Consider the following 16,384-nt stretch of genomic DNA (forward strand, 5'->3'; position numbering starts at 1 on the left):
AAATAATCCACAGGGGTCCGGGGATTTGAAATCCCCGTTCCGACGGCGCGGCCATGGGTGAATTGGCAGATCTGGAACTTCCTGAAAACCCGAAGCTGGCGCAGAATATCACCCATTTCGCGCGTGCCTTGCGCAAAGCGGGGCTGGCGGTGGGGCCGGGCCGGGTGATTGATGCGATCCGGGCGGTGCAGGCTGCGGGGTTTACTGAGCGGATAGATTTTTACTGGACGTTACACGCCTGTTTCGTCTCCAAACCCGAAGAGCGCCAGATCTTCGCACAGCTTTTCCGCCTCTACTGGCGCGATCCGCGGTACATGGAACAGATGATGTCCGTTCTGACCCCAATGGTGCGCGGGGTGCAGGAGGAGCGCGCGGCTCAGGCGGCAGAGAAGCGGGCGGCGGAGGCTTTGCTGGACGGGCATGATCGTGATCTGCCAGCGCCCAAAGATGCGGGCGAGGAGGTCGAGATTGCGATTGACGCCTCGCGCACGATCTCGACTGAGGAGCGTCTGCGGACGCTCGATTTCGAACAGATGAGCGGGGCCGAGATGGCGGCGGCCAAGCGCATGCTGGCAAAGCTGCGCCTGCCGGTGCCGCCGATCCAAAGCCGCCGGACGCAAGGGCTGCTTGGACCTTTGCCCGATTGGCGTGGCACCATGCGGCAGGCGATGCGCCGGGGCGGCGAAGTCACGGATTTCGCCACGAAACGGCGGCGCATTCGTTACCCCAATCTTGTGGTGCTTTGCGACATTTCGGGGTCCATGTCGCAGTATTCCCGTGCTGTTTTGCATTTTCTGCATAGCGTGGCGAACCGCGAAGGGCAGGGCTGGGCGCGGGTTCATGCCTTCACCTTTGGCACGCGGCTCACGAATATCACCCGGCATCTGCGGACCCGCGATGTGGACGCTGCCCTCGCCGCTGCCGGGGCGGAAGCGCAGGATTGGGAAGGGGGCACACGCATTGCTGCCTGTCTGCATGCCTTCAACCGCGACTGGTCGCGGCGGGTGATGGGGCAGGGCGCGGTGGTGCTCTTGATCACCGATGGGCTGGACCGCGACAAGGAGGCTGATCTGGCGCGGGAGATGGAGCGGCTGAGCCTGACCGCACGGCAACTCATTTGGCTGAACCCGCTTTTGCGGTGGGAGGGGTTTGCGCCCAAGGCGCGCGGCATCATGCAGATGCTGCCCCATTGTTCGAGCTTTCGCGCCGGGCATAATATCGCCTCTCTCGAAGGATTGGCGCAAGCCCTCTCGCGTCCCGATGACGTGGGGCAGAAGGCGCGTCTGATGCGGATGATGAACGCATGACGGATGCGCATGGTTCGGGTCGTTTCATGGCGGCCGGGTTGGTTAGGTCGGGTCATCAGAAAAGGAGTTTGACGATGACACTGACCTATTTGCCCTATGATGAGGATGAAGTGGCGCGCCTGCGCGCCGGTGGCCCGGATGCCTATGGAAACCCGGCCGAAAGGGCGATTTCATCGGGCACCGGCACGCCCTGCCGGTCCTGCCTGCGCAATGTGCCCAAAGGGGCGGAGATGCTGGTCTGCGCGGCGCGCCCGTTTTCGGATCTACAGCCTTATGCCGAGACCGGGCCGGTTTTCTTTTGCGCTGACGAATGCATACCTTATGCGGGCGATGCGGTGCCTGCGATCCTTGAAACTTCGCCTGATTATCTGGTGAAGGCCTATGACCGGTCGGACCGGATCATCTATGGAACTGGCCAGATCAAACCAAAGGCCGAGATCGCCACCTATGCCGCAGAGCTTTTCGAGACCGATACGGTGGCTTATGTTGATGTGCGTTCGGCCCGTAACAATTGTTTTCTGACAAGGATTGTGCAGCAGAAATGACAAAGACCGTGACCGACCTTCCGAAACTGGCCCTGGACTGGTACCGCGCGGGCCGGGGCGTCGTAATGGCAACGGTGGTGCAGACCTGGGGGTCGGCACCGCGTCCGGTGGGCAGCCAGTTGGTGATTGATGCCGATGGCGCCATGGAAGGTTCGGTTTCGGGTGGGTGTGTCGAAGGGGCCGTCATCACCGAGGCACTGGAGGCGTTTGAGGACGGCAAACCGCGCCTTTTGGAATATGGCGTCAGCGATGATGAGGCCTTTGCTGTAGGCTTGGCTTGCGGCGGTCATATCAAGGTGCTGGTTGAGCCTGTAGGGCAGGCCTTGCCCGTTGATGTGCTTGAACGGCTGGTTGATGCGCGCGATCAGTCAGAGCCTGTGGCCTATGTCACCGATCTGGAAAAGGGCGGTCCGCGGCTGAGCGGCCCATCGTCATTTGCAGACCGGTTTCGGATGGACCAGTCTGGGGTTGAGGATGACGGCAGAACCTTTGTCGCCATCCACAACCCGCCCCTGCGCATGGTCATCGTGGGTGCGGTCCATATCGCGCAGGCGCTGGTCCCGATGGCGCGCGCCTGCGGCTATGATCCGGTGCTGATTGATCCGCGTGGTGCGTTTGGTTCTGCCGAGCGGTTTCCCGGCGAACGGATCATGGATGATTGGCCGGACGAGGCATTGCGAGCGCTCAAGCTGGATGCACGGACGGCAATCGTCACGCTGACCCATGACCCAAAGCTGGACGATCCGGCGATTGTGACAGCACTGGAATCGGATGTATTCTATCTGGGCTGTCTTGGGTCGAAACGGACCCATGCAAAACGGGTCGCGCGACTGCAGGAAGTCGGGTTTACCGATGCGGAACTGGCGCGCATTCATGCGCCTATTGGCCTTGATATCGGGGGGCGGCAACCGGCCGAGATCGCGGTCAGCATCATGGCTGAAGTGACGCAGGCCTTGCGCAAAGCGCCATGAAGTTCGGACCGGTTCCCGTAGCAGAGGCGGAGGGCGGGATCCTCGCCCACTCCATTGCGCTGACCAAGGGACGGCTGCGCAAGGGGCTGCAGCTCAGCGCTGCTGATATCGCGACGCTCAGCGCCGAAGGGCATCAGCTGGTGACGGTTGCGCAGCTTGAGCCGGGTGATATGGCCGAGGACGAGGCGGCGGAGCAACTGGCGACAGCGCTGATCGGCGATGCACTGGGCCTGCGCAAGACGGCAGCGGCGACGGGGCGGGTCAATATCTATGCGACGCGGCCGGGGATCGTCGCGCTGGATGAGGCCGCGTTGCAGGCCTTCAACGCCGTGAACCCGATGATCACCGTGGCCACGTTGCCCCAACATATGCGGGTTGATCCGGGCACAATGGTCGCGACCATCAAGATCATCGCCTATGCAGTGCCCGGCGCGGATGTGGATCAGGCTGCTGGGTTGGCGCCCGGTGCGATTGCGCAGCGCGCACCCGTTCTGCGGACGGCGACGCTGATCGAGACGGTTCAGAACGGGGCAACCCCGCTCAAAGGGCGGGCGGCGCTCGAAACCCGGCTGGCGTGGCTCGATGTTGCGCTAACGGACCCAGTTGTTGTGGCGCACGATATCGAAAGCGTGGCGAGTGCGATTGCCCGAGCCCCAGGCGAGGCGGTGTTCATCCTGACCGCCTCTGCCACGTCGGATGTGGCCGATGTGGGTCCTGCCGGGCTGGTCGCGGCGGAGGGGCAGCTTGTGCAATTCGGGATGCCGGTCGATCCGGGCAACCTGCTTTTCCTTGGCGCTCTGGGCGCGAAACCGGTAATCGGCCTGCCGGGATGCGCCCGCTCACCTGCGCTCAACGGTGCCGATTGGGTGATGGAGCGGGTGCTTTGCGGTGTTGATCTCACGCCTGCCGATTTCGCGCGGATGGGGGTTGGCGGGTTGCTGAAGGAAATCCCCACACGGCCCAAGCCGCGCGGAGATATCGAGGGCTAAAGGACGCCTTGCGCGACGATCATGATCGCGCCGCAGGCCAAGATGTAGCCCGCATCGATCAAGGTGGCCTTACCGGTTTTCTGGCTGAAAAGGTCCATGCCCGCCACGAACAGCGCCACCGTAACAATTGCCAGGATCGCAGTGAAAAGTGCATCGGCGGTCGCCGTCACGCCGACCACAATGGCCAACACGAGGGTTCCCAGAAACTGAATCACCATCGCCGCCAGCGGCGGCGCGTCGGGCGGTTGAATTGAATGTTGTGACTGCCGGTGGCCCAGCCTTTGCCGACCATCACCGGGCTGAACCAGACCATCCCCAAGACAAAGGCACCAATTGTGCCCACCCCAACAGCGAGCCAATTTACAAGAGCAAATTCCATACCCGTCATCCCGCCGTGGCGGCGGCGAGCGCCGCAAGGATGCCGGTCCACCCGATCTTGTGGTTGTCGCGGCTTTCTTCGTTGACAAAGCGGTCATGGCGCAAGGTGACCAGCGTGCCGCCCGCGACCGTCTTGAAGGTGAGCGTTACAGTGCTGTCCTCTGCCGGTGAGGGGCCGTACCAGGTAAAGACCAGACGGTCATGCGGGCTGATCTCCTTGTAAGCGCCATGATGGGGGATTTCGGTGTCGCCCGCCTTCATAGTGATCGCGAAGCCGCCACCCACTTTCGCATCGGTCTGAGCATGGGGCACGGTCATATCCGGCCCCGGTGTCATGAAACGCTTTAGCATTTCGGGGTCGAGCCAGGCGTCAAATACATCCTTTTGTGATGCGTTGATTGTGTGTTCGACAGTCATTGTCAGGTCAGTCATCTTTGGCAGCTCCTTTGGTCATAATGTGGTCGAGCGCCTCCAGACGCAGCGCCCAGATTGAACGGAGCGAGGCAAACCATTCATCAACGGCACTCAGCGGGGTCATCTGCACCTCGATCAGGTGCTCGCGCCATTCCGTCCGCCGTTTCACCAGTCCTGCCGCTTCCAGCACTTTGATATGCTTGGAGACGGAGTTCAGGCTCATGTCGAACCGCGCGTGGATATCCGTCACGCGCAGCGGACCTTCCTGTGCGAGCAGCGTTAGGATGGTCCGGCGCGTGGGGTCACTCGCGGCCTTGAGAATGGCATCGAGTGCTGTTGTCTCGTTTCGTTCAACCATATGGGTGAATTAAAGCCAGCCACGGCTTCAGTCAACCAAAAAGGTGAATGACGCTGCAGCTGCAGCGGAAGATGGGTGTTCTCATGAGGGGGAAGCCGTGCTTAACTTCATGCAAAGCAAAGATGAAATCGGGAGGATGTGATGGCATCGGTAGCAATGACCGTAAACGGGAAATCCGTGTCGGGTGAGGTTGAGGGCCGCACCTTGCTGGTCGATTTCCTGCGCAATGATTTGCGTTTGACGGGGACTCACGTGGGGTGTGATACGTCGCAATGTGGGGCCTGTGTCGTGCACGTGGACGGCAAAGCGGTAAAAGCCTGCGCGATTTTCGCGGTTGAGGCTGATGGATCAGAAGTCGCCACGATTGAGGGGCAGGCCAATGCCGACGGATCGCTGAATGTGATCCAGCAGGCGTTTCAGGATCATCACGGGCTGCAATGCGGCTTTTGCACGCCCGGCATGGTGATGTCGGCGGCAGCACTTCTCAAGGAGAACCCCAAGCCGACTGAGACGGAAATTCGCGAATATCTCGAAGGCAATATCTGCCGCTGCACGGGCTACCACAACATCGTCAAGGCGATCTTGGCGGCATCCGGTCAGGATGTCACAGCTATCGCAGCGGAATAATCAGTAACAATGTAGCGTCCGTGCAGGGAGGTACGCGGCGCTGACAGGGAGGAGCAAACATGCCCAAAGATAGCGGAATTGGCGCCAGCACGAAGCGCCGCGAAGATGTGCGGTTTTTGACCGGTGCGGGCAACTACACCGATGATATCAACATTCACGGCCAGGCTTACGTGCATTTCCTGCGCGCAGACGTGGCCCATGCAACCATCAATAGTGTTGATGCAAGCGCCGCTGCGGCAATGCCCGGAGTGCTTCACGTTTTCACCGGGGCCGATTTTGAGGCCATTGGCGGTCTGCCTTGCGGTTGGCAGGTGACCGACAAACACGGTCAACCGATGCAGGAACCCAAGCATCCGGTGCTGGCCCATGGCAAGATCCGGCATGTGGGTGAGCCTGTTTGCGCGGTCGTCGCCGAAACCTACGCCCAGGCGCGCGACGCGGCAGAGGCGATCGTGCTCGACCTGACCGAGCTGCCCGCCGTGATGGACATGAAGGCGGCGCTACAGGACGGCGCTGCCAAGGTGCATGACGATCTGACCAGCAACCTTTGCTATGACTGGGGCTTTGTGGAAGAGAACAAGGCGGCCACGGATGAAGCATTTTCCAATGCCGCCCATGTGACGACGCTGGAGTTGGTCAATAACCGTCTTGTCGCCAACCCGATGGAGCCGCGTGTGGCGGTGGGCGATTACAGCCCTTCCGACGACATGCACACGCTGCACACGACCAGCCAGAATCCGCATGTGATCCGTCTCTTGATGGGCGCTTTCGTACTGGGCATTCCTGAGCACAAGCTGCGCGTTGTCGCCCCCGATGTAGGCGGCGGCTTTGGCACGAAGATCTTCCACTATGCCGAAGAGGCGTTCTGCACCTTCGCGGCCAAACAGTTGCGTCGCCCTGTGAAATGGACTTCTTCGCGGTCCGAGGCCTTCATGTCCGACGCCCATGGCCGCGACCATGTGACCAAGATCGAACTGGCTTTGGACGGCGACAACAATTTTACCGCCATCCGGACCGAGACCTTCGCGAATATGGGGGCCTATCTCTCGACCTTCGCGCCTTCGGTCCCCACATGGCTGCACGGCACGCTGATGGCGGGCAACTACAAGACCCCACTGATCTATGTGAATGTGAAGGCCGTATTCACCAACACGGTGCCCGTGGACGCCTATCGTGGCGCTGGGCGACCCGAAGCCACCTTCCAGTTGGAGCGGGTTATCGACAAGGCTGCGCGTGAACTGGGGGTCGATCCGATTGCCCTGCGTCGCCAGAACTTTGTCACACAGTTCCCCTATGCCACTCCGGTGGCGGTGGAATATGACACGGGCGATTATGTTGCCACGATGGATAAGCTCGAAGAGATCGCTGATATCGGTGGTTTTGCGGCGCGCCGAGCCGAAAGCGAGGCCAAGGGCAAGCTGCGTGGCCTTGGCGTTAACTGCTATATTGAGGCTTGCGGCATCGCGCCCTCGAACCTTGTGGGCCAGCTTGGCGCGCGCGCGGGGCTTTATGATGCGGCCACCGTACGGGTGAATGCGACTGGCTCGATCAGCGTCATGGTCGGTGCCCATAGTCACGGGCAGGGGCATGAAACATCCTTCCCGCAGGTGATTTCCGAGATGATTGGTATACCCGAAGACCAGATCGACATCGTGCATGGCGATACATCCAAGATCCCGTTTGGGATGGGCACCTACGGGTCTCGGTCTCTCGCCGTCTGCGGCTCGGCCATGGTGCGTGCCGCCGAGAAGGTGATCAACAAGGCCAAGAAGATCGCGGCACATCTGCTTGAGGCATCCGATGCCGATATCGAACTGAAAGACGGCCAGTTCACCGTCGCTGGTACCGACAAGTCGGTTGCCTGGGGCGATGTGACCTTGGCGGCTTACGTACCGCATAACTACCCGCTGGAGGATATCGAGCCGGGGCTGGAAGAGACGGCGTTTTACGACCCGGCGAACTTCACCTATCCGGCGGGTGCTTACGCCTGCGAAGTCGAAGTTGATCCTGACACAGGCAAGGTTACGATTGAACGGTTCAGCGCGGCGGATGATTTCGGCAACGTGATCAACCCGATGATCGTTTCGGGGCAGGTCCATGGCGGGATCGCGCAAGGGATCGGTCAGGCACTCCTGGAAAACTGCGCCTATGATGAGGACGGGCAGTTGATCAGTGCTTCCTACATGGATTACGCCATGCCGCGCGCGGACGATCTGCCGTTCTACGCGGTTGATCATTCCTGCCAGACGCCCTGTACGCATAACCCGCTGGGCGTGAAAGGCTGCGGAGAGGCGGGGGCCATTGGATCGCCACCTTCTGTCGTGAACGCCGTCATTGATGCGCTACAATCGGGCGGTAAAAACGTCATCCATATCGATATGCCCCTGACGCCTGCGCGTGTCTGGGACGCCATGAACAACGCTTAAGGGAGAACGCTCATGTATGCTTTTGAAATTGAACGGCCTTCCACGATTGCGGATGCGGTCAATGCGCTGAAAGGTGAAGATGCACAGGCGCTGGGCGGTGGTCAAACACTGATCCCGACGCTGAAACAGCGGCTTGCAATGCCGTCAACGCTGGTCAGCCTGTCCGGCATTGGTGAGATGCAGGGCGTGTGCATTGGCGATGATGGGGCCGTCTGCATTGGCGGCGCCACAACTCACGCGACGGTCGCAAAAGAAGCAGCAGCGCATTATCCGGCACTGGCTGATATGGCGAGCCATATTGGTGACCCGGCTGTGCGCAACCGTGGCACGATTGGCGGGTCGCTTGCGAACAACGACCCATCGGCCTGTTATCCTGCAGGGGTGCTGGGGTCTGGGGCGACCATCATCACCAATGCGCGCGAGATCGCGGCGGATGACTTCTTTGAGGGCCTGTTCACCACCGCGCTTGATGAAGGTGAGGTCGTTACCGAGGTTCGCTTCCCGGTGCCGGAAAAAGCCAACTACCAGAAATTCGTGCAACCAGCATCACGGTTCGCTTTGGTCGGCGTTTTCGTCGCCAAATACGCCGATGGCGTACGCGTGGCGATCACTGGCGCATCAGAAGAAGGTGTGCACCGTTGGAGTGCTGCCGAAGCGGCCTTGTCGGCAGATTTCTCTTCCTCGGCGCTGGAGGGCCTATCCGTTCCTGCTGACGGTATGATCGCGGATTTGCACGGGTCTGCCGAATATCGCGCCCACTTGGTGAAAGTCATGACAGGCCGGGCTGTTGCAGCCTGCTAAGATGAAACGGCCCTCGCATACGTGAGGGCCGCTTTCTCAAAGCGTTCTGAACTGAGCACTCCGCTGGCAATGCGGCCTGAACGAGATCAGATTATTTGGGGAGCGGCCCGATCAGCATGACCATTTGCCGACCTTCCATCTTGGGGAAGTTCTCGACCCGTCCAGCGTCTTTGGTATCTTCCGCCACACGCTCCAAAAGCTGACGACCGAGTTCCTGGTGGGCCATTTCACGGCCGCGGAAGCGGAGCGTGATTTTCACTTTATCTCCGTTGTCCAAGAACTTGAAAACGTTGCGCATTTTCACATCATAATCATGGTTGTCCGTGTTCGGGCGGAACTTGACCTCTTTGATTTCGATGGTCTTTTGCTTCTTGCGGGCTTCGGCCTCTTTCTTTTGCGTCTCGTACTTGAACTTGCCATAGTCCATGATCTTGCAGACGGGCGGTTTCGCATTGGGCGAGATTTCGACCAGGTCCAGCCCGGCATCATCTGCCATGGCCAATGCGCGATCCGGTGAAACAACACCGACATTTTCGCCATCCGCCCCGATCAGGCGGATTTCAGGGGCCCGGATACGGTCGTTGATCCGTGGGCCGGTATCGCGCTGTGGTGGCGCGTTGTGGGGTCTGCGTCCTATGGTCTTTATCCTTGGATTATTCCGTTTAAGTGCTGCATAAAGTAAACAGGGGGCGGGTGGGCTTCAACCCGCAAAGGGGTGGTTTTCCGCCGATTTTTCCCTGTGCTGAACCCTTTTCCTTTGCGGGCTGATCTGACATATCCGCCGCGAGGCCCCGGGTGGGGGTCTGATTGCAATCCATGGAAGGATGAAAGCAATGAGAGCTATCGCGATCTTGATCATTGTCGCTGTCTTGGGGTTCTTTGGGTATCAATACGCCGTTGAAGGGCGCGGCCCGAATGAGGCGATTGGCGTTCTGACCGGCGCCACGGCTGCGGCCGAGGCGGAAGCCGCCGCTGCTGCCGAGGCTGCCGCTGAAGCTGCCGCCGCTGCAGAAGCCGCCGCCGCTGCTGAGGCCGCTGCAGCAGAAGAGGCCGCCGCCGCTGCCGAAGCTGCCGCTGCTGCAGAGGCTGAAGCCGCCGCACAGGCTGCCGCCGAAGCGGAAGCCGCAGCACAGGAAGCGTTGGAGCAGGCGGCTGCCGAGGCCGAAGCTGCCGCGCAAGCCGCCCTTGATGAGGCTGCCGCAGCCGCAGGGGAGGCCGCGCAAACGGCGGTGGATAACGCCGCCGAAGCTGCAGACGGTGTCGTTGAAGGCGCGGGCGCACTTGTCGAAGGTGCGGGTGCTGATCTCGTTGCGAATGCGAGCGAGCTCCTGACGGTGGACGGCTTTGACCTTGAACAGGTCATGACGCTGCTTGATGGCGCCGATATCTCTGCTTTGCAGAAAACGACGTTGGGCAATGCGTTGACCGCCGCTCAGGACAATCCTGAGCTCCTGGAGCCTGTCCTAACCAGCATCCGGGCCGCACTGGGACTAGAGTAACGGCGATTGGTGGCCGCGCGGCATTTCGCGCGGCCATACGATCTGTGGGCTCTGGAGCTAGTCCAGAAAAGCCTTTTCCACGACATAGTGTTGCGGGTTGGAGTTTGCGCCTTCGACTAACCCGTATTCTTCCAGCATGTCCTTCAGTTCGAGATTGAAGGCCAGATTGCCGCAAATCATCGCCCGGTCGGTTTCGGGTGAAAGAGGCGGCACACCAAGGTCGGTAAACGCCTCGCCAGACCGCATCAGGTCGGTGATCCTGCCCATCTTGGGGCTCTCTTCGCGGGTTGTGGTTGGGTAATACTTGATCTTTTTCCAGAAACCGTCGCCGATGACTTCGTTAAGCAGCTCGTCTTCTTTCAGGGCCTCAATCAGATCACGCCCATAGGTCAGCTCGCCCACTTCGCGGCAGGTATGTGTGATGATGATTTCGTCATAGTCTTCATAGGTTTGCGGCTCGCGCAGCAATGACGCGAAGGGCGCAAAACCGGTTCCGGTCGCAAAGAACCATATCCGCTTGCCGGGCAGCAGTGCGTCATGGACCAGCGTGCCGACGGGCTTGGGCCGAAGGATGATCTCGTCCCCCGGTTTGATATGTTGCAGTTTGGATGTCAGCGGGCCGTCCTGCACCTTGATCGAGTAGAACTCCAGTTCCTCGTCCCAGCTGGGCGACGCAATGGAATAGGCGCGCAGCAAGGGTTTCTGCTTGCCCGTCTTGGCGTCCGGATCGCCCATCAGCCCGATCATGACAAACTCGCCCGACCGGAAGCGCAAGCTTGCAGGCCGAGTGCAGCGGAAGCTGAACAGCCGATCAGTATAGTGTTGCACATCCGTAATGGTCTGCGCATCGGGCAGGGTGGGGACGGCCTTGGCGGTGTCTAGGGTCACGGGTGTCTGCTCGGTCATATGTGTCATCGCAGCCCTTATCGGGCCGCCCTCCGTCTTAGTCGTTGATCTGGATCAGGGAAAGGGGGCTTAGCCGCGCAGGCGCGCCTGATAGTTGTGGTTCTGCCAATCGGCGCGGAACAGCCATTGGTCTTCGGGCTGACGGGCCGCGAGATCGTCGTCGATTTCGACCTCGTCAAAGCCGGACCGCCGCGCCATTGCGTATTGGTCGGCTAAGACGTGGCCCTTGGCCCGAAGCCGCCCCTGATAGCCTGCCCGCCGCAACATGGTGGCCAGCGTGAAACCGCGCCCGTCAGCGGAAGACGGAAAGTCTATGCGGATCATGGGGGCATTCGTCAGGCTCGCTAGCGTCTCGGGTGCCGTGTCCGATGGCAGGTCTATCCCGTAGTCGCAATCATTGGCCGCGGCCTCGCTCTGCGCGATGAAGCTGCCGGTCCAGTCGTCGGTGCTGAACCCGTTATCGGTGACGATCACACTCATGCTGCTTTTCCTCGTCTGACGGCCTTGCCGTTCTCAAAATGAATTCCGCATTCGGTCTTGTCGCTGTCGCGCCAGCGGCCTGCGCGCGGGTCTTCATGAGCGCTGACTCGCGTGGTGCAAGGCATGCAGCCGATGGATGGATAGCCTTGTCCGACCAGTGGATGACGGGGCAGGGCGTGTGCGGTCATGTAGTCCTGCACGTCCTGCGTGGTCCAATTGGCGAGCGGGTTGATCTTGATCTTCGCTCCATCCTTTTCAAAGAGCGGGAGCGTGCTGCGCCGCCCGCCCTGATAGCGCTTGCGCCCGGTGATCCAACCGCCGAAATCCTTCAGCGCCCGGTTCAAGGGCCGCGTCTTGCGCAGGTCGCAGCAGGCATCTGTGTCGGCCTGATGCAGGATACCGTCAACGTCTTCAACCAGTACTTCGTTCCGGTCGGGGCCGACGATGCGCACGTCTGTGAGCCCCAGATGCTCCGCGACATCCTGTTGATAAGCAAGGGTTTCGGGGAAGAGCATTTCGGTGTCAAGGAAGATGATCGGCGTGGCTTTGTCGATCTCAGCGATCATGTGCAAGAGTATCACGCTTTCCGCCCCGAAAGAGGAGACGAGGGCCACCGGTCCGATCTGCACATCCTCCAGCGCGTGCCGCAGCACGGTTTGCGCATCCGATTTCCGATGCAGGATATTGCGGCGTTCGGCGAGCTCCTTAAGCGGCATTGGCTTTGTCCTCGGCGGGGTAAAGGATGGCTTTGAACGGCTCCATGCCCAGACGGCGATAGGCCTGGAGGAAGGTTTCGTCTTCGTTTTCACGCAGGTCCATGTAGCCGGTGACAAGCCGTTCGATAGCGGGCACGATGTCGTCCGCGCTGAAACCGGGGCCCGCGCGTTCGCCAATCGTCGTGGTCTCCGTCCCGTCACCGCCCAGCGTGATCTGGTAGTTTTCGACGCCCGCGCGGTCGAGGCCAAGGATTCCGATATGGCCGACATGGTGGTGGCCGCAGGCGTTGATGCAGCCGGAGATCTTGATTTTCAGTTCGCCGATCTCGTGCTCGATTTTCAGCTCGTCAAAACGCGTCGCAATCTCCTGCGCGATGGGGATGGAACGCGCTGTGGCCAACGCGCAGTAATCCATGCCGGGGCAGGCGATGATGTCCGAGGCGAGCCCGATATTCGCCGTGGCCAGATCCGCGGCACGCAGCGCCTGATAGACGGCGGGCAGGTCGGATTTGTGCACATGCGGCAGGATTACGTTTTGTTCGTGGCTGATGCGGAGTTCGCCGTGGCCGTAACGCTCCGCGAGGTCCGCCATGACGCGCATCTGGTCCGAGGTGGCATCGCCGGGTGTATTCCCGTGCTTCTTGATGCTGATCGAGACGATGGCGTAGCCGTCGGCCTTGTGTTCGGCCAAGTTCGTATCGGTCCAAGACCGGAAAGCTGGGTTGGCGAGGCGGGCGGCCTCGTAACCCTCTGTGGGTTTGGTCACGAAGGCGGGTGGGGCGAAGGCGGCCTCGATCTCTGCCAGCAAGGACTGATCATGGCCGGAGAAACCCGTCCGGATCGCGGTGAACCGCTCTTCGACAAGCTCCTGGATCTTTTCCAAGCCGTTCTCATGCACGGTGATTTTGATCCGCGCCTTGTACTTGTTGTCACGGCGACCCAGCAGGTTGTAGACGCTTACGATGGCCTCGACGTAGGGCAACAGGTCCGCCTTGGGCAGGAAGTCCCGCAGGACCTTGCCGACCATCGGGGTGCGGCCAAGGCCACCGCCAACGATGACCTCAAAGCCGGATTCGCCTGCATCATTTCGGACCATGCGCAGGCCGATATCATGCGCTTTGGTGACCGCACGGTCATGCGCGGCTCCGGTCACGGCGATCTTGAACTTGCGCGGCAGGAACTGGAATTCGGGATGGTCGGTGGACCATTGGCGCAGGAGTTCCGCGATGGGGCGGGGATCTTCGATCTCATCCGCCGCAGCCCCTGCGAAATGGTCGGCGGTCACGTTGCGGATCGTGTTGCCGGAGGTCTGTAAGGCGTGCATGCCGACATCGGCAAGTGCCTCCAGCATATCTGGGACATCCTGCAGCTTGGGCCAGTTATACTGGATGTTCTGGCGCGTAGTGAAATGGCCATAGCCCTTGTCCCAGCGGTCGGCGATATAGGCCAGCTGGCGCATCTGTGCCGGGTTCAGCGTGCCATAAGGGACGGCCACGCGTAGCATGTATGCGTGGAGTTGCAGGTAGAGACCATTCATCAGGCGGAGCGGTTTGAACTCATCCTCGGTCAGAGAGCCGTCGATGCGGCGGTCCACCTGTCCACGGAATTGCGCCACGCGGGAGCGGACAAAAGCCTCATCAAAATCGTTGTAAACGTACATCAGGAAAGTTCCACTTGCTTGCCATGGGCATAGTTCGAGGGGCCGCGTGTGCGGAATTCCTCACGGAAATGGGTGGGTTCGGGGCCATTCTCGCCAGCCTTTGCATCCGCAAGATATGCTCCTGCGATTTCATCGGCACGGGCTTGCGCTTCCAACAGACGCAGGTCGGCATGCGCCTCATCTGTAAGCAATTCAGCCTCGCGCATGTTGCGGGTCCAGGTGTCGTCTTCGGTCAGCCAGACGGCATCGCCTTCCAGCAGCGCGTTGGCGGTCACAACTTTTGGGGTAAACACACGGGCCATTATGCAAACTCCTTCAGTTTCAGTGATTGTGCGGCGGCATCGCGCGGAGCGAGACCGTAGAATGTGATGGCGGGGCCAGTTAGATTGGCACTGGTCATGGTAGGCTCCATCTCGGCCAGGGTCGTCGCGATGATGCGTTGGTTGGCGCGGCTGACATTTTCGATAATTGTCACTGGCGTGGCCGGATCGGCTCCATGCATCAGCAAACGTCCCTGGATGAAGCGGGCGGATTTCTTACCCATGTAGATCGCGGCGACTTCACCCGGACGCGCCAGCGCGTGCCAGTCGTGATCGGCATAGCCTTTGGTGTCGTGGCCGGTTATGAGCCGGATCGCTGAGTTGCGGTCGCGCCTGGTGAGGCTTTGCCCGATATTCGCAACGGCGGCGGAGGCTGCGGTGATGCCTGGGACAATGCGGTAGGAGATATCTGCGGCCTCGAGAGCCTCGATTTCCTCGTCCAACCGTCCAAAGACGGTCGGATCACCCGCTTTCAGGCGCACCACCTGATGCCCGTCCTGCGCGTGCTGGACAATAAGCGCGTCAATATCTTCCTGTTTCATCGACGGGCCAAATCCGGTTTTGCCCGCATCGATGATGATTGCCTCGCGCCGGGCAAGTTCGAGGATTTCGCTGGTGACAAGCCGGTCGTGGATCACGACGTCGGCCTTGTCGAGCGCGTTACGCGCCTTGAGCGTGAGGAGTTCGGGGTCTCCGGGGCCCGCACCGACCAAATCAACGTGACCTTCCTTGTCGTTAGCCATCACATGGTCGTCAAGCAGGGTTTCGAGAGCAGGGATGACGCCGTTTTCTCCCGCCTCTTCAATCGCCTTTGGACCCTTAGTGAAGTAGAAAGCTGACCAGAAATCGCGCCGCTTGCGGCCCATGGGCAGTACGTCGACGGCATGACGGAAGGTCTTGCCGATGCGCGCGAGGACACCCAGGGAAGAGGGCAGGCGCTCTTCCAGATCCGCCTTGATTGCGCGGGCGAGGACGGGGGCGGCACCTTCGGTGCCGATGGCGACGGTGACCGGGTCGCGGTCGACGATGGCCGGGGTGATGAACTGGCTGTCGGCGAGGTTGTCGACGATGTTGACCAAGGCGCCTTCGGCATGAGCGATGGTCGAGACGCGGGCATCTTCAGCGTCATCTTCGTTGGCGGCATAGAACAATGCTGCGCAAAGCGCATCACCCGGTTCCATAGCACGTTCTAAGGTCTGCAGTTTGCCCTGTGCTGCCCATTTGCGGATATCCGGCGCGATCTCTGCGGCAATCACCGTCAGATGCGCTCCAGTCTTCATCAGCAAACGCAGCTTGGCCATCGCAGCATCACCGCCACCAGAAACGACGATGCGGCGGCCTGCGACGGCAAGGAAGATGGGAAAGTGCTGCATGGGCCCCTCAAATTTCTTGGGTTCAATATAGAACAACGTTCTGCTATTTACCTCCCCCAGGCGTCAGCTAAGGACGTTCGTTCCGGTTTGAGACGAATTCAGACCACCCGTCCTCTGAATTGGGAGAATTGAGAATGTCCGTGCGGATTGATGCGACAGACCGGAAAATTCTGGCGGCATTGCAGGCGGATGCCGCGCAATCGCTTGACGAAATTGCAAGGAATATCGGGTCGTCCAAGACCCCGGTCTGGAACCGGATTCGCAAGATGCGCGAGGCTGGGATCATCGGGCAGCAGACGGTACTGTTGGATGCGGAGGCGCTGGGTTTTGAGGCCTGTTTCTTCGTCTTGATCCGCACGTCAGAGCATGATGCAGAGTGGCAGGGCCGGTTCCTCAAGGCGTTGAAATCACGGCCAGAAGTGCAAGAGGCGCATCGGCTCGCGGGGGATATCGATTATATCTTGAAAGTACGGGTCCAGAACGCCCGCGCCTATGACACATTCTATCAAGCGCTGATTTCAGAAGTAAAAGTGCATAACGTGACGGCGCTGCTCTCGATGGAAGAGATCAAATCGACGGTCGCCCTCCCGCTTTGAAGTCTTGTTTGCGGGTGA

Annotated in this window: 20 protein-coding genes; 9 read left to right on the forward strand and 11 right to left on the reverse strand. The window is 60.4% G+C overall.

Translation table 11 applies throughout. The features are described from left to right. The first annotated feature begins 53 nt into the window (after positions 1 to 53). The 4 genes from SLH49_RS11000 to SLH49_RS11015 all read left to right on the forward strand — a co-directional run bounded on the left by SLH49_RS11000 (position 54) and on the right by SLH49_RS11015 (position 3,812). On the forward strand, positions 54 to 1,307 hold the full coding sequence (locus tag SLH49_RS11000) for a VWA domain-containing protein (RefSeq protein ID WP_320269196.1): 1,254 nt from the start codon (positions 54 to 56) through the stop codon (positions 1,305 to 1,307). A gap of 74 nt (positions 1,308 to 1,381) precedes the next feature. After that, entirely contained in the window at positions 1,382 to 1,852 is a 471-nt protein-coding gene (locus tag SLH49_RS11005) for a DUF1203 domain-containing protein (protein WP_320269197.1), read from the forward strand. Beyond that, on the forward strand, positions 1,849 to 2,823 hold the full coding sequence (locus SLH49_RS11010) for an XdhC family protein (protein WP_320269198.1): 975 nt from the start codon (positions 1,849 to 1,851) through the stop codon (positions 2,821 to 2,823). The genes SLH49_RS11005 and SLH49_RS11010 overlap by 4 nt, the downstream gene beginning before the upstream one ends. Then, positions 2,820 to 3,812, forward strand: coding sequence for a molybdopterin-binding protein (locus SLH49_RS11015; RefSeq protein WP_320269199.1), 993 nt, complete (start codon positions 2,820 to 2,822; stop codon positions 3,810 to 3,812). The genes SLH49_RS11010 and SLH49_RS11015 overlap by 4 nt, the downstream gene beginning before the upstream one ends. Here SLH49_RS11015 and SLH49_RS11020 read toward each other — a convergent pair. The 4 genes from SLH49_RS11020 to SLH49_RS11035 are packed head-to-tail and all read right to left on the reverse strand — an operon-like array spanning position 3,809 to position 4,962. Further along, entirely contained in the window at positions 3,809 to 4,030 is a 222-nt protein-coding gene (locus SLH49_RS11020) for a hypothetical protein (RefSeq protein ID WP_320269200.1), read from the reverse strand. The two genes, SLH49_RS11015 and SLH49_RS11020, sit on opposite strands and share 4 nt — an antisense overlap. After that, entirely contained in the window at positions 4,024 to 4,191 is a 168-nt protein-coding gene (locus SLH49_RS11025) for a hypothetical protein (RefSeq protein ID WP_320269201.1), read from the reverse strand. Before SLH49_RS11025 ends, SLH49_RS11020 begins: the two co-directional genes overlap by 7 nt. Positions 4,192 to 4,196: 5 nt before the next feature. Then, the gene (locus SLH49_RS11030; RefSeq protein WP_320269202.1) at positions 4,197 to 4,622 is read right to left on the reverse strand and encodes an SRPBCC domain-containing protein; all 426 of its coding nucleotides are present in this window, start codon (positions 4,620 to 4,622) and stop codon (positions 4,197 to 4,199) included. Then, on the reverse strand, positions 4,615 to 4,962 hold the full coding sequence (locus tag SLH49_RS11035; protein WP_320269203.1) for a metalloregulator ArsR/SmtB family transcription factor: 348 nt from the start codon (positions 4,960 to 4,962) through the stop codon (positions 4,615 to 4,617). Before SLH49_RS11035 ends, SLH49_RS11030 begins: the two co-directional genes overlap by 8 nt. Before the next feature lie 141 nt (positions 4,963 to 5,103). Here SLH49_RS11035 and SLH49_RS11040 point away from each other — a divergent pair, with 141 nt between their 5' ends. The 3 genes from SLH49_RS11040 to SLH49_RS11050 are packed head-to-tail and all read left to right on the forward strand — an operon-like array spanning position 5,104 to position 8,816. Then, entirely contained in the window at positions 5,104 to 5,589 is a 486-nt protein-coding gene (locus SLH49_RS11040; RefSeq protein WP_320269204.1) for a (2Fe-2S)-binding protein, read from the forward strand. Positions 5,590 to 5,648: 59 nt separating this feature from the next. After that, positions 5,649 to 8,015 carry a xanthine dehydrogenase family protein molybdopterin-binding subunit gene (locus SLH49_RS11045; protein WP_320269205.1) on the forward strand — a complete coding sequence of 789 codons (2,367 nt, stop codon included), beginning with the start codon at positions 5,649 to 5,651 and terminating at the stop codon, positions 8,013 to 8,015. 12 nt (positions 8,016 to 8,027) lie between these two features. Beyond that, a complete protein-coding gene (locus SLH49_RS11050) occupies positions 8,028 to 8,816 on the forward strand; it encodes a xanthine dehydrogenase family protein subunit M (protein ID WP_320269206.1) in 789 nt (262 codons plus the stop codon). 91 nt (positions 8,817 to 8,907) lie between these two features. Here SLH49_RS11050 and infC read toward each other — a convergent pair whose 3' ends face one another. Then, positions 8,908 to 9,453 (reverse strand): translation initiation factor IF-3, encoded by a 546-nt coding sequence (infC, locus tag SLH49_RS11055; protein ID WP_413785294.1) that lies wholly within the window; start codon positions 9,451 to 9,453, stop codon positions 8,908 to 8,910. A gap of 196 nt (positions 9,454 to 9,649) precedes the next feature. Between infC and SLH49_RS11060 the strand changes: the two genes are divergently transcribed. Further along, on the forward strand, positions 9,650 to 10,315 hold the full coding sequence (locus SLH49_RS11060) for a hypothetical protein (protein ID WP_320269207.1): 666 nt from the start codon (positions 9,650 to 9,652) through the stop codon (positions 10,313 to 10,315). Positions 10,316 to 10,372: 57 nt separating this feature from the next. Here SLH49_RS11060 and SLH49_RS11065 read toward each other — a convergent pair whose 3' ends face one another. Genes SLH49_RS11065 through cysG form a run of 6 tightly spaced genes read right to left on the reverse strand, consistent with a single transcriptional unit; the run spans position 10,373 to position 15,770 of the window. Further along, complete coding sequence (locus tag SLH49_RS11065) at positions 10,373 to 11,230, reverse strand: ferredoxin--NADP reductase (RefSeq protein WP_320269208.1); 858 nt, start codon at positions 11,228 to 11,230, stop codon at positions 10,373 to 10,375. Between the two features lie 60 nt (positions 11,231 to 11,290). Next, the gene (locus tag SLH49_RS11070) at positions 11,291 to 11,701 is read right to left on the reverse strand and encodes a DUF934 domain-containing protein (RefSeq protein ID WP_320269209.1); all 411 of its coding nucleotides are present in this window, start codon (positions 11,699 to 11,701) and stop codon (positions 11,291 to 11,293) included. Next, positions 11,698 to 12,417 (reverse strand): phosphoadenylyl-sulfate reductase, encoded by a 720-nt coding sequence (locus SLH49_RS11075; RefSeq protein ID WP_320269210.1) that lies wholly within the window; start codon positions 12,415 to 12,417, stop codon positions 11,698 to 11,700. Before SLH49_RS11075 ends, SLH49_RS11070 begins: the two co-directional genes overlap by 4 nt. After that, a complete protein-coding gene (locus tag SLH49_RS11080) occupies positions 12,407 to 14,077 on the reverse strand; it encodes a nitrite/sulfite reductase (protein ID WP_320269211.1) in 1,671 nt (556 codons plus the stop codon). Before SLH49_RS11080 ends, SLH49_RS11075 begins: the two co-directional genes overlap by 11 nt. Beyond that, positions 14,077 to 14,379, reverse strand: a complete 303-nt coding sequence (locus SLH49_RS11085; protein WP_320269212.1) for a DUF2849 domain-containing protein — start codon at positions 14,377 to 14,379, stop codon at positions 14,077 to 14,079. Before SLH49_RS11085 ends, SLH49_RS11080 begins: the two co-directional genes overlap by 1 nt. Beyond that, a complete protein-coding gene (cysG, locus tag SLH49_RS11090) occupies positions 14,379 to 15,770 on the reverse strand; it encodes a siroheme synthase CysG (protein ID WP_320269213.1) in 1,392 nt (463 codons plus the stop codon). Before cysG ends, SLH49_RS11085 begins: the two co-directional genes overlap by 1 nt. A gap of 134 nt (positions 15,771 to 15,904) precedes the next feature. On the opposite strand from cysG, the gene SLH49_RS11095 reads away from it, so the two are divergent. Further along, positions 15,905 to 16,366, forward strand: a complete 462-nt coding sequence (locus SLH49_RS11095) for an Lrp/AsnC family transcriptional regulator (RefSeq protein ID WP_320269214.1) — start codon at positions 15,905 to 15,907, stop codon at positions 16,364 to 16,366. Positions 16,367 to 16,384 lie beyond the last annotated feature (18 nt).

The organism is Cognatiyoonia sp. IB215446 (assembly GCF_033963825.1).
GTDB lineage: Bacteria > Pseudomonadota > Alphaproteobacteria > Rhodobacterales > Rhodobacteraceae > Yoonia.

Bases quoted from the DNA above. Each gene is read 5' to 3' on its own strand.
- SLH49_RS11000 (WP_320269196.1), top strand. From the start codon at position 54: ATGGGTGAATTGGCAGATCTGGAACTTCCTGAAAACCCGAAGCTGGCG.
- SLH49_RS11005 (WP_320269197.1), top strand. From the start codon at position 1,382: ATGACACTGACCTATTTGCCCTATGATGAGGATGAAGTGGCGCGCCTG.
- SLH49_RS11010 (WP_320269198.1), top strand. From the start codon at position 1,849: ATGACAAAGACCGTGACCGACCTTCCGAAACTGGCCCTGGACTGGTAC.
- SLH49_RS11015 (WP_320269199.1), top strand. From the start codon at position 2,820: ATGAAGTTCGGACCGGTTCCCGTAGCAGAGGCGGAGGGCGGGATCCTC.
- SLH49_RS11020 (WP_320269200.1), bottom strand. From the start codon at position 4,030: ATGGTGATTCAGTTTCTGGGAACCCTCGTGTTGGCCATTGTGGTCGGC.
- SLH49_RS11025 (WP_320269201.1), bottom strand. From the start codon at position 4,191: ATGGAATTTGCTCTTGTAAATTGGCTCGCTGTTGGGGTGGGCACAATT.
- SLH49_RS11030 (WP_320269202.1), bottom strand. From the start codon at position 4,622: ATGACTGACCTGACAATGACTGTCGAACACACAATCAACGCATCACAA.
- SLH49_RS11035 (WP_320269203.1), bottom strand. From the start codon at position 4,962: ATGGTTGAACGAAACGAGACAACAGCACTCGATGCCATTCTCAAGGCC.
- SLH49_RS11040 (WP_320269204.1), top strand. From the start codon at position 5,104: ATGGCATCGGTAGCAATGACCGTAAACGGGAAATCCGTGTCGGGTGAG.
- SLH49_RS11045 (WP_320269205.1), top strand. From the start codon at position 5,649: ATGCCCAAAGATAGCGGAATTGGCGCCAGCACGAAGCGCCGCGAAGAT.
- SLH49_RS11050 (WP_320269206.1), top strand. From the start codon at position 8,028: ATGTATGCTTTTGAAATTGAACGGCCTTCCACGATTGCGGATGCGGTC.
- SLH49_RS11060 (WP_320269207.1), top strand. From the start codon at position 9,650: ATGAGAGCTATCGCGATCTTGATCATTGTCGCTGTCTTGGGGTTCTTT.
- SLH49_RS11065 (WP_320269208.1), bottom strand. From the start codon at position 11,230: ATGACACATATGACCGAGCAGACACCCGTGACCCTAGACACCGCCAAG.
- SLH49_RS11070 (WP_320269209.1), bottom strand. From the start codon at position 11,701: ATGAGTGTGATCGTCACCGATAACGGGTTCAGCACCGACGACTGGACC.
- SLH49_RS11075 (WP_320269210.1), bottom strand. From the start codon at position 12,417: ATGCCGCTTAAGGAGCTCGCCGAACGCCGCAATATCCTGCATCGGAAA.
- SLH49_RS11080 (WP_320269211.1), bottom strand. From the start codon at position 14,077: ATGTACGTTTACAACGATTTTGATGAGGCTTTTGTCCGCTCCCGCGTG.
- SLH49_RS11085 (WP_320269212.1), bottom strand. From the start codon at position 14,379: ATGGCCCGTGTGTTTACCCCAAAAGTTGTGACCGCCAACGCGCTGCTG.
- cysG (WP_320269213.1), bottom strand. From the start codon at position 15,770: ATGCAGCACTTTCCCATCTTCCTTGCCGTCGCAGGCCGCCGCATCGTC.
- SLH49_RS11095 (WP_320269214.1), top strand. From the start codon at position 15,905: ATGTCCGTGCGGATTGATGCGACAGACCGGAAAATTCTGGCGGCATTG.